Below are 11,185 nucleotides of genomic sequence, written 5' to 3'. Positions count from 1 at the left end.
GTTCGCCCAGGGCAGGAAGCGCTCAGGCGCTGTACACGTGGGGCGCGAGGGTCCCGACGAAGGGCAGGTTCCGGTACTTCTCGGCGTAGTCCAGGCCATAGCCGACGACGAACTCGTTGGGGATGTCGAACCCGACGTAGCGCACGTCGACCTCGACCTTGGCGGCGTCGGGCTTGCGCAGCATCGTCGCGATCTCGACGCTCTCCGGCCCGCGGCTGCGCAGGTTCGCCAGCAGCCACGACAGCGTGAGGCCCGAGTCGATGATGTCCTCGACGATCAGCACGTGCCGCCCGATGAGGTCCGTGTCCAGGTCCTTGAGGATCCGCACCACGCCCGAGGACTTCGTGCCCGACCCGTAGGAGGAGACAGCCATCCAGTCCATCTCGACCGATGTGTGCAGGCGGCGCACCAGGTCCGCCATCACCATCACGGCGCCCTTGAGGACGCCCACCACCAGCACGTCCTTGCCGGCGTAGTCCGCGTCGATCTGCTCGGCGAGCTCGTCGAGCCGCGTGTTGATCTGCTCCTCGCTCAGCAGCACCCGCTCGAGGTCGTCACCCATGTCCGCAGGGTTCACCGTTCACCGTTCTCCACTCGCTCCTGAGCTTTTTGCCGCTCCGGATGAAACTCCAGCCTGCCATATGCGCGGCGCACCCGGACACGCCCTGACAGCGCCACCGGGCCCTGGCCGTGCCAGTGCGTGACGAGTGCGTCGAGCGCCTCCAGGTGGGTGTGGGTCAGCGAGCCGGCGGACGCGCCGGACGCCAGCGCCGCGATGCGCAGCGCGCGCCGGCGTATCGCGGGGAGGGCGCGGGCCAGCAGGTCCACATCGAGCAGCAGCACCGCATCCGCGGCGAGGTCGCGCGCCTCGCCGGCGACGTCGGGGGCGATCGGGGCCCGGCGCAGCCCGTGCGCGTCGCGGCCCTTGGCGCCCCGGCCGACGGTGCTCGCGGCGAACAGCGCGTTCGCCAGGGAGTCGAGCGCGTCGGCATCCTCCCGCAGCAGGTCGGCGGTGCGCGCCAACGAGAGCGCGGCGCCAGGGCCGAGCACGTCGGTGAGCACCGGCATGACCTCGGCGCGCACCCGGGAGCGCCGCGGGACGTACGCGCCGTCGAGCGCGGGCGCCTCGTTGGTCGGGTCGAACCAGGGGTCGAGCCCGAGCGCGTCGCACGCGGCGAGGGTGTCCGAGCGACGCAGCCGGAGCATCGGGCGCACGATGAGGCCCCGGCGTGAGCGCATCCCGGCCAACGACCGCGCTCCCGACCCGCGCGCCAGCCCCATGAGCACCGTCTCGGCCTGGTCGTCCAGGGTGTGCCCCACCAGCACCATCGCCGCGCCGAACTGCTCGGCCGCGCGCTCGAGCGCCGCGTACCGGGCCTCCCGCGCGGCGGCCTCCGGGCCTCCCACGACGCCGACCTCGACCCGGACCACGGCGACGGGGTCCAGGCCGAGCCGCCGGCACTTGATGGCGGCGGTGGCGGCGACCCCGGCGCTGTCCCGCTGCAGGCCGTGGTCCACCACCACGGCGCCCGCGCGGAGCACCGGGCCCGCGTGTGGGCGGCCGGCCAGCCGGACGCTGCGCTGCGCGACGAAGGCCGTGCACGCCGCGAGGGCCAGCGAGTCGGGGCCGCCGGAGCACGCGACCAGCACGAGCGAGCCGTCGGGCAGGCCGGAGGTGGCCGCGGTGACGGCCGAGCGGATGGCGGCGACCGCCGGGACCGGGCCCGCCATCAGCCGTGCACGCGCCGCACCCAGGCGCGCGGGTCGGCGATCTCTCGCGAGGTCGGCAGCAGCAGGGGCGCGGTCCACACCGCGTTCAGGCCATCGACGCCGACAGCGCGCCGCACCTCCCGCACGAAGGCGGCTCCGTCGCGGTACTGGGCGAGCTTCGCGTCGAGACCGAGCAGCCGGCGCAGCACCCGCTGCGGGCCGACGACCTTGGCGGCGGCGTTCCGCCGGGCCTCGAAACGCGCCCGGATCTGCCGCACCGACGGGACCACCGAGCGCCCCACGGCGTCCATGAAGACGTCGGCGTGCCCCTCGAGCAGCGACATCACCGCGCCCACCTCCGCGAGCAGACGCTGCTGGTCCTCGGTGAGCAGGTCGAGCACGCCGTTGCCGTTGTCCCGCCCGGTGGCGATCTCGACGGCGAGCTGCGCGACGTCGCCGATCGCGGGGCCGGGGCGGTCCTGGCCACGGCCAGAGCCCGTGCGGCCCAGGTCCGCGAACAGGTGCGACGCCTGCGCGCGCAGGTGGCCGGCGAGCCAGGGGGCGGCGGCGAACTGCAGCGCGTGGGTCTGCTCGTGCAGGGACACCCACAGACGGAAGTCGTCGGGGACCACCTTGAGGGCGCGCTCGACCTGCAGCACGTTCGGCGCGACCAGCAGCAGTCGCCCACGGGGCGCCGTCGCGTCGGCCGTGAACGGGTCGAACTGGCCGAGCACCTTCCCGGACAGCAGCCCGAGCACTGACCCGACCTCCACGGCGCCCGCGATCCGCACCGGCCGCGAGGGCGCCTTGCGATCGGACAGCTCGTTCGCGAGGGGTGCGGACATCGACTCGATGAGGCGGACGTTCGCCGCGGCCCAGCCGCCGCGGTCCACGACCTGCACCTTGGAGACGGGGTCCGTCTCCGGGTCGGTCCCGTCCGCGGGGCGCAGCCCGGTGATGCGCGCCGCGTGCGCGGTCGCGGTCGCCGCCGCCTTGCGCAGGCTCGCCACGAGGTCGACGATCTCGCCCCGGGAGGCGGTCGGCGCCGACGGGGCCAGGCGTGCGGCGAGCCGCGCGGCGACCGCCCAGTCGACCGGGGCCACCGGTTCCGGGGACCGTGCGCGCAGCGTGGTCGACTTCATCTCCCCACGGTAGACGCGAGTCGCCTCCGCCGACGTGTGAGCGGGGCCGCCGGCGCGACGAGCCGTCCAGGGGCGCCGCACCGCCTCCCAGCAGTTGCACCGCGAACGCATCCCCGACGTCGCAGGCCTGGCGTCGATCGCGCGCCAGCCTCTTTCCATGCGTGTCCCTAGTCCCACTCGGCGTAGTCGAGCGTGCCGTCCTCTTCGATTGTCAGAGTCCACGATGGGCATGCCTTCTGTTGAACACGACCCACCGAGTCGCCGTCCTGTGTCTCGACCACGATGGCTGTGCCGGCGCACGCGTCGAGTTCGTACAGGAGCGCCTCGCGGGGGCCGACGTCCTGCTCCCTGGAGGGCGTTGCTCCTTCGATTCTGACAGTTACGGCCTCATCTGAGTTGTTCGTCAACGACATTGCAGGCCGCGCCGCGTCGTAGTTGATGCACGCGCTGAGTGCGGTGGTGGACGCGAGGCACACCAAGGTGGCGAGTGCTTGCTGTCTCATGCGCTCACTTCCCGGTCGTCGTGCACGTGGTGTCCGCCTATTTGCGGTGTTCATCATTCCGCGCCGTGTCCTGCCCACCACCCGCCCTACTCCTGGGTGCGGAGGCGTGCGGCGAGGTCGCGACCCGGGACGACGTCGATGTCCTTGTGCCAGCTCGAGGTGAGGGCGAGGTCAGCCGCAGCACCGTCGGCGTCGCCTTGTCCCGACTCGACACCTCGCCATGTGGTGGCGGTGGCTCGGGGCCGCCGGGCGCCGGCTCGCCGCTCGGGGCCTACCGGCACCCGCAGGCCGCGAGATCCGTGACGAAGGCGTCGATCGCGGCGCGAGGGCCCCATTGGCCGGGCGGCGTCTGATCCGCCATCACGGCGAAGACCAGCAGCCGCCCGTCGGCGTCCACGACCGTGCCGGCCAGGGAGGTCACCCCGCTGAGGCTGCCCGTCTTGGCGCGCACCATCCCGCGCGCGGCCGAGCTCAGGTACCGGTCGTGCAGCGTGCCGGACAGGCCCGCGACGGGCATGCCCGTCATCACACGCCGCAGCGCGGGGCGCGCCGGGTCGGCGGCGACGCGCATCAGCTCGACCAGCAGGGTGGGCGACAGCGCGGAGCCGTCGCCAAGCCCCGAAGCGTCCGCCAGGATCGCCCCCGTGGTGTCGACGCCAAGCGCGGCGACGGCCCGCAGCACCGAGACGGTGGCCCCCTCGAAGCTCGCGGGCAGGCCCGCGTCGACCGCGACCAGCCGCGCGACGGCCTCCGTCACGGTGTTGTCCGAGGTGTGCAGGAAGTAGTCGACGACCTCGGCCATGGGCGCGGACTCGACGACGGCGAGCTGCGCGGCGTCCGGGCTGGCGGCGCCGCGCGTCAGTCCGCCCGTCACGCCCACCCCGCGCTCGGCGAGCAGGACGGCGAACGTCTTGGCCGCGGACATCGTGGGGTCGGTGGCGCGGGGCGGGTACTCGGCGTCGGTGAGCTTGGCGATGTTCACCTCGAGGGCCGTGACGGGGGCCACGAAGCCGTTGTTCACATCCGACGGCGTCCAGGTGGGGCTCACGGTGGCGCCGCTGAACAGGGAGTCGTCGACCGCGAGCGACACGGTGGACTCCCCCGCCGCCTCCAGCTGCTTGACGACCTGGTCGGCGAGGTCCGCGAGTCCCGCCCGCCCGTTGACGGCGTCGGGCGAGCCGGCGCCCGCGGCCAGCATCACGTCGCCGCCCCCGACCAGCACGATCTGCCCCGGGGCGCCGCGCACCACGCGGGTCGGCAGGGTCGTGCCGGGGCCGAGCTCGCTGAGCGCCGCGACCGCGGTGAGCACCTTCGCGGTCGAGGCGGGGGTCCGCGGCTCCGCGCCACGGCTCTGGGCCAGCACCTCCCCGGTGAGCTGGTCGGCGACCAGGACGCCCACGGTCGGGCCGAGGCGGGGGTCCGCCGCCAGGGCGTCGACGCGCGCTTGCACCAGGGCTGCGGACGGGATCGGGGAGCCCGCGTCGAGCGCGCCGAGCACGCTGACCGACGCGGGGGCGTCGACGGCGCCCGGCGCCTGCGGGAAGGCCGCCGGGGGCTCGGGCTCGGGGGCGAGCGTCAGCACCCCGGGCACCAGGTCGTAGGCGTCGGCGGTCGCGTACCCGCCCCCGGCGAGCACGAGGGCGAGCACCGCCGCCCCCGCCGCGCGGGCTGCTGCCGCCATCGGTCCTCCTCCTGCCGTGTCCCCGTAGGGCTGTCACGCCCAACAAGGGGCTCCGACGCGCGCCCGGGGCAACCCGTGCCCCGACATGCGCCTCGGCGGTTCCCCTCCATGCGTCCCGGTGCGTCACACTAGGTCACTACTGGGGCGGCGGGTCGCACGACGACGCGTCGCAAGAACATCGTGCGTGCACCGACAGCGCCCATCCGGCATGGCGGCCCGCACCGGCGGAGGAGAGCTGTGGAGTTCGACGTCACGATCGAGATCCCCAAGGGTCAGCGCAACAAGTATGAGGTGGACCACGCGACGGGGCGCATCCGCCTGGACCGGATGCTCTTCACCTCGACGCGGTACCCGGACGACTACGGGTTCATCGAGGGCACCCTCGGCGAGGACGGCGACCCGCTGGACGCGCTCGTGCTGCTCGAGGAGCCCACGTTCCCGGGCTGCCTGATCCGCTGCCGCGCCCTGGGCATGTTCCGCATGCGCGACGAGGCCGGCGGCGACGACAAGGTGCTGTGCGTGCCCACGGGCGACCAGCGCGCGGCGTGGCGGCAGGACATCGACGACGTGTCCGACTTCCACCGGCTCGAGATCCAGCACTTCTTCGAGGTGTACAAGGACCTGGAGCCCGGCAAGTCCGTCGAGGGCGCCCACTGGACCGGGCGCTCCGAGGCGGAGGCCGAGATCGAGCGGTCGCGCCAGCGCGCGATCGACGCCGGCTACCACCACTGATCGACCGCTAGCAGGCCGGCCGCGAACGGCCCTGGCAGGACCGCGCAGGCAGAGACGCCGCGCGGTCCGGCCGGGGCCGTTTCGCGTATGTCAGGGACGTCCCGCGTACGTCATGGTGCCGGACCAGCGCATCGGCGTGACACGGACGGGCACGCCGGCGCGAGGCGCCTCGACGATCTGGTTGTTGCCCATCCACATCGCCACGTGGGTGATCGAGTCGGGGTCGTTGACGTTCGAGCCCCAGAAGACCAGGTCGCCCGGGCGCATCTCGTCGTAGCTGATCTTGCGCACCTGCTTGTACTGGTCCCGCGACGTGCGGTTGAGGTTCACGCCCGCGTCCCGCCACGCCTTCATCGTCAGGCCGGAGCAGTCGTAGCCGTCGGGGCCCACGCCTCCCCACAGGTACGGCGTGCCGACCCGGGCCACGGCCCATGCGACGGCCGCCTCGCCCTGCGCGGCGGTGCCGCGCGTGGTCCCGGTGCCCAGGCCGTACTTGCCGGACGGCGGCGTGACGGGGTTCGCGGGAGCGGGCGGGGCCGCGGGCTCGCCGCCGGCCGGGGGCGGCGCGACCGGGGCTGCTGGGGCTGCCGGAGAGCCTGCGCCGGGCCTCGAGACGACGGGGGTCGAGGCAGCCGGCGGGGCCGACTGGGAGGGGCGGCGCGCAGCCTCGGCCGCGGCCTCGGCGCGCTGCCGGCGCTCGAGGTCGAGCTGGTCCTGGCGGGCGGTCTCGACCGCGGCGCTGGTGCTGCGGGCCGCGGCGAGCTCGGCGATCAGCCGGCCGCGCTCCGCGTCGACGGCGGCGAGCGTCGCCTCGGCGTCGGCGTGCGCCTGCTCAGCGGCCGCGAGGGCGTCCTTCGCCGCTCGCGTCGCGGCCTCCTGCTGCGCGTACGCCTCGTCCGAGCGCTCCTTGAGCGCTGTCGCGACGAGCTGGGCGGCGAGATAGGACTGCACAGCCTCGTCGGACCGCGAACCCACGCGCGCGATGGCGTTGCTGCGGTCGACGAGCTCCTCGAGGCCCTCAGCGGAGAGGAACGCCTGCACCTCGTCCATCGAGCCGCCCGAGCGCGCGGCCTGCCGGGCGATGGCCACGAGGGTCCGTCGCGCGTGCTCGGCCTCGGCGATGGCGCTCTCGTAGCGCTCGGCGGCGACCTTGGCGGAGGCCGAGGCGGTCTCGCGGGCGACCTCGGCCCGCGTGTACGCCTCGCCCGCAGCCTGCACGGCGGTCTCGGCGGCGTCGCGCTCGACGCTCTGCTGCGCGAGCCGCACCTCGAGCGAGGCGACCGAGCGCTGGGCGCCGGCGACGGCGGCCCGCGCGTCCCGCACGTCCTTGTCCGAGGGCGGCGCGGGGGCCGCGGTGGCGGCGGTCAAGGGCGCCAGCAGCAGCCCGACCGCGAGCAGCGCGATGAGGGGGCGGCGCCTCGTGGCCGTTCTCTGCTGTGTGCTCACCTGTGTTCCTTCGTCCGCCCGCGCCCCGCACTTGAGCCTTGGAGGCCCCCGGTCCTGGCACGCTACCCGCGGATCGAGCCGAAGTGAACACGCGCCACACCAGCCACACGAGTCACAGCGATGTAGTTTCCGGGCATCTCGGACATCTCTCGAGGAGGGTCGCCACCCCACCCGGATCGTCTCGCCTAATGAGATACCCATTCCACATCGAGGACAGCGCTCTTAGTCTCGACCCATGTCCCGCCGAATGTGTCGCTGACCAGCGCACGCTCGGCTGTGCCCGCAGCCCGGACCGTCCATCCCCTCCACCCGAGGCTGGACGCGGCCGCTGACAGGGCCGCTCCCCGGCACCAGAGGGCGTGCGCCTCACCCCGCCAGCCCTGACCCGCGGGTGGTGCGCCGCACCCCGACCCGCCGCCCGAACGAGGAGCCCACCGTGACAGATCCCACGCAGAACTGGTCCTTCGAGACCCGGCAGATCCACGCCGGCCAGACCGCCGACCCGGCCACCGGGGCCCGCGCGCTGCCGATCTACCAGACCACGTCGTTCGTGTTCCCCGACGCCGGCGTCGCCGCCGACCGGTTCGCCCTGAAGGACCTGGGGCCCATCTACACGCGCATCGGCAACCCCACCCAGCAGGTCGTCGAAGACCGGATCGCCTCGCTCGAGGGCGGCGTCGGCGCACTGCTGGTCGCCTCCGGCCAGGCCGCTGAGACGCTCGCCATCCTCAACATCGCCGAGGCAGGCGACCACGTCGTCGCGAGCCCCAGCCTCTACGGCGGCACCTACAACCTGCTCCACCACACGCTGCCCAAGTTGGGCATCGAGACGACCTTCGTGACCGACCCGCACGACCCGCAGGCCTGGCGCGACGCGGTCCGCCCCACCACCAAGCTCTTCTTCGCCGAGACGATCCCCAACCCGCGCGCCGACGTGCTGGACATCGAGGCGGTGGCCGACGTCGCCCACACCGCGGGCGTCCCGCTGGTGGTCGACAACACCGTGGCCACGCCCTACCTCGTGCGGCCCATCGACCACGGCGCGGACATCGTGGTGCACTCGGCTACCAAGTACCTGGGCGGCCACGGCACCGCGATCGGCGGAGTCATCGTCGACGGCGGCACGTTCGACTTCGCCCAGCACCCCGAGCGGTTCCCCAACTACAACACCCCGGACCCGAGCTACCACGGCCTCGTGTACGCCCGGGACCTGGGGGTGGGCAGTCCGTTCGGCGCCAACCTGTCGTTCATCCTCAAGGCCCGCGTGCAGCTGCTGCGGGACCTGGGCTCGGCGATCTCCCCGTTCAACGCGTTCCTCATCGCGCAGGGCATCGAGACGCTGTCGCTGCGCATCGAGCGCCACGTGCAGAACGCGCAGAGGGTCGCGGAGTGGCTCGAGGCCCGCGACGACGTCCGCACGGTGCACTACGCCGGCCTGCCGTCCAGCCCGTGGCACGAGCGGGCCCAGAAGTACCTGCCGCGCGGCGCGGGCGCGGTGCTCGCGTTCGAGCTCGACGGAGGGTCCGAGGCCGGCCAGGCCTTCGTGTCGGCCCTCGAGCTCCACTCCAACGTGGCCAACATCGGCGACGTTCGGTCGCTCGTGATCCACCCCGCCTCGACCACGCACAGCCAGCTCACCCCCGAGCAGCAGGCCCTGTCGGGCGTCACGCCCGGGCTCGTGCGGCTGTCCGTGGGCCTGGAGGGGATCGACGACATCCTCGCCGACCTCGACGCGGGCTTCCGGGCCGCGAAGGACGCCTGAGGCCGACGTGCCGGACATCCCGACGAGCACGCCGCCGGCCGACGGCGCCTGGGCCAGCACACCCCACTCGCCGGTCGGCGGCGGCTCCCGGGCCGCCACCGTAGATTGGGACGCCATGTCGTCGGAACACACCGCCCGGGTCGCCGCCTCAGGCGGCCCGCGCCGGGCGGGCGCGTCGGCCAGCACGGCGGCGGCCACGGGCCGTCGCACGGCGCCTGCCGCCCCGGCGTCCTCGCCCGCGCGGGCGAGTAGCGCGTGGCGGGAGGGCGACGAGCCTGGGCGCCGGCTGTTCCTGGACACGGGCCCGCTCGACCTCGAGGGCGGCGGGCGCCTGCCTGCTGTGCGACTCGCCTACGAGACGTGGGGGACGCTCAACGAGGCCCGTGACAACGCGGTGCTGGTGCTGCACGCCCTGACGGGCGACTCGCACGTCACGGGCGACGCGGGGCCGGGGCACCCCACCCCAGGGTGGTGGTCGTCCCTGGTGGGGCCCGGCGCTCCGATCGACACCGATCGCTACTTCGTGGTGGCCCCGAACGTCCTCGGCGGCTGCCAAGGCTCGACCGGGCCGTCCTCCACCGCGCCCGACGGGCGGCCGTGGGGCAGCAGGTTCCCGCACGTGACGGTGCGGGACCAGGTCGCGGCCGAGTTGCGCCTCGCCGACGCGCTGGGCGTCGGCGCCTGGGCCCTGGTGGCGGGCGCCTCGATGGGCGGCCAGCGCGTCCTCGAGTGGGCGGCCACGGCCCCTCATCGGGTCCGCGGCCTGGCGGCGATCGCCACCGCGGCGCAGACCTCCGGGGACCAGATCGCGAGCTTCCACACCCAGCTCGCCGCGATCCACGCCGACCCGGGGTTCGCGGGCGGGGACTACTACGACGCGCCCGATGGCGAGGGGCCGCACCTGGGGCTCGGCCTCGCGCGGCAGATCGCCCACCAGACCTACCGCTCCGCGTTCGAGCTGGACGAGCGGTTCGGGCGGATTCCCCAGGGCGGCGAGAACCCGTTCGAGGGCGGGCGTTTCGCGGTGCAGTCCTACCTGGACCACCACGGCGACAAGCTCGCCCGGCGGTTCGACGCGAACACGTACGTGGTGCTGACCCGCACGATGATCACGCATGACCTCGGCCGCGACCGCGGGGGCGTCGAAGCGGCGCTCGCGGCGATCACCGCGAAGGCCCTGGTCGTGGCGGTGGACTCGGACCGGCTCTTCCTCCCGGCGCAGTCGGCGCGCATCGCCGCCGGGATCCCGGGCGCCGGCCCGGTGCGGACCATCCACTCGGACTACGGCCACGACGGGTTCCTCATCGAGGCCGAGCAACTGGGCGCCATCATCACGGAGTTCCTCGGCGGGCTCTGAAACGGGTCGGCACTCCCCCGGGTCGAACCACTGCGCCCGGAGCCGGCCCTGCGCGAGGATGGGCAGATGACCAGCACCCCCGCGCCGCCCTCGCCCGAGCTCGCCGCGGCCACGGGCGCCCTGCGCGAGCAGTGGGCCCTCCTGCGCGCGTGGATCGGCGATCAGGTCGACGCCCGCGTCGGCGCCGAGCCGAGCATCCTCGGCGGCTGGACGGTGGCGGACCTGGTGGCGCACGTCGGGCGGGCGCTCAACGCCCTCAGCGTGCTGGAGCCCGCACCTCCCGGAACCGTGCCGCAGGCCCTGGGCGAGTACGTCGCCGGCTACGCGGGCAGCGCCGACTCCATCGCGCAGGGCACGCGCGACCTGGCCGAGTCGATCTCCACCGCCCCACTGGAGGGCGTCGACGCCCTTGCGACGGAGGCCTTCGCCCACCTCGACGCCCTCGGGACGGCCGATCAGGTGGTGGTCGCCCGGCGCGGCCCGATCCGGCTCAGCGACATGGTCGCCACGCGCGTCATCGAGCTCGTGGTGCACGCCGACGACCTGCAGCGCTCCGTCGAGCGTGCCGACGCCCGACCCCACGGCCCCGTGACGCTCGATCGCGGCGCCCCCGGCCCGGGCCCCGTGGACCACGGCGCCCTCCAGCTCGTTTCCCAGACGCTGCTCGACGTGCTCGTCGCGCGTGGCGGCTGGAGCCTCGAGGTGGTCGAGCCGCTCACGTGGACGCGGCTCGCCGCCGGCCGCATCCCGTTCGACGTCGACACGCTGGCCGGCGCGTTGCAGGCCTCCTACACGTCGGACGCCGTGCCGGACCTCGGCCGGGTCCTGCCCCTGATCTGAGCCGGTCCGCCG

10 protein-coding genes are annotated in these 11,185 nt (G+C 74.2%); 4 read left to right on the top strand and 6 right to left on the bottom strand.

Translation table 11 applies throughout. The annotated features are described in order from the left end of the window. Window positions 1-22: 22 nt before the first annotated feature. The 5 genes from hpt to dacB all read right to left on the bottom strand — a co-directional run bounded on the left by hpt (window position 23) and on the right by dacB (window position 5,036). On the bottom strand, window positions 23-562 hold the full coding sequence (gene hpt / locus NP064_RS02670; RefSeq protein ID WP_255623536.1) for a hypoxanthine phosphoribosyltransferase: 540 nt from the start codon (window positions 560-562) through the stop codon (window positions 23-25). 11 nt (window positions 563-573) lie between these two features. Beyond that, the gene (tilS, locus tag NP064_RS02665; RefSeq protein ID WP_227568057.1) at window positions 574-1,731 is read right to left on the bottom strand and encodes a tRNA lysidine(34) synthetase TilS; all 1,158 of its coding nucleotides are present in this window, start codon (window positions 1,729-1,731) and stop codon (window positions 574-576) included. After that, complete coding sequence (locus NP064_RS02660; RefSeq protein WP_227568058.1) at window positions 1,731-2,852, bottom strand: zinc-dependent metalloprotease; 1,122 nt, start codon at window positions 2,850-2,852, stop codon at window positions 1,731-1,733. Before NP064_RS02660 ends, tilS begins: the two co-directional genes overlap by 1 nt. A 167-nt stretch (window positions 2,853-3,019) precedes the next feature. Continuing rightward, complete coding sequence (locus NP064_RS02655; protein WP_227568059.1) at window positions 3,020-3,355, bottom strand: hypothetical protein; 336 nt, start codon at window positions 3,353-3,355, stop codon at window positions 3,020-3,022. 271 nt (window positions 3,356-3,626) lie between these two features. After that, complete coding sequence (gene dacB, locus NP064_RS02650; RefSeq protein ID WP_227568060.1) at window positions 3,627-5,036, bottom strand: D-alanyl-D-alanine carboxypeptidase/D-alanyl-D-alanine endopeptidase; 1,410 nt, start codon at window positions 5,034-5,036, stop codon at window positions 3,627-3,629. A 237-nt stretch (window positions 5,037-5,273) separates the two neighbouring features. Between dacB and NP064_RS02645 the strand changes: the two genes are divergently transcribed. Continuing rightward, on the top strand, window positions 5,274-5,768 hold the full coding sequence (locus NP064_RS02645; RefSeq protein ID WP_227568061.1) for an inorganic diphosphatase: 495 nt from the start codon (window positions 5,274-5,276) through the stop codon (window positions 5,766-5,768). A 90-nt stretch (window positions 5,769-5,858) separates the two neighbouring features. On the opposite strand, the gene NP064_RS02640 is transcribed toward NP064_RS02645, so the two are convergent. After that, a complete protein-coding gene (locus NP064_RS02640) occupies window positions 5,859-7,214 on the bottom strand; it encodes a C40 family peptidase (RefSeq protein ID WP_227568062.1) in 1,356 nt (451 codons plus the stop codon). Between the two features lie 436 nt (window positions 7,215-7,650). Between NP064_RS02640 and NP064_RS02635 the strand changes: the two genes are divergently transcribed. The 3 genes from NP064_RS02635 to NP064_RS02625 all read left to right on the top strand — a co-directional run bounded on the left by NP064_RS02635 (window position 7,651) and on the right by NP064_RS02625 (window position 11,173). After that, window positions 7,651-8,976, top strand: a complete 1,326-nt coding sequence (locus NP064_RS02635) for a bifunctional o-acetylhomoserine/o-acetylserine sulfhydrylase (RefSeq protein ID WP_227568063.1) — start codon at window positions 7,651-7,653, stop codon at window positions 8,974-8,976. 115 nt (window positions 8,977-9,091) lie between these two features. Next, a complete protein-coding gene (gene metX / locus NP064_RS02630) occupies window positions 9,092-10,333 on the top strand; it encodes a homoserine O-acetyltransferase MetX (protein ID WP_227568064.1) in 1,242 nt (413 codons plus the stop codon). Window positions 10,334-10,399: 66 nt separating this feature from the next. Continuing rightward, window positions 10,400-11,173 carry a maleylpyruvate isomerase N-terminal domain-containing protein gene (locus NP064_RS02625; protein WP_227568065.1) on the top strand — a complete coding sequence of 258 codons (774 nt, stop codon included), beginning with the start codon at window positions 10,400-10,402 and terminating at the stop codon, window positions 11,171-11,173. The last annotated feature ends 12 nt before the right edge of the window (window positions 11,174-11,185 follow it).

The sequence above is a fragment of the Cellulomonas chengniuliangii genome (assembly GCF_024508335.1).
Taxonomy (GTDB): domain Bacteria; phylum Actinomycetota; class Actinomycetes; order Actinomycetales; family Cellulomonadaceae; genus Cellulomonas_A; species Cellulomonas_A chengniuliangii.
The sequence above is the reverse complement of the archived record's forward strand: the minus strand, read 5'-3'. Positions and strand labels throughout refer to the sequence as shown.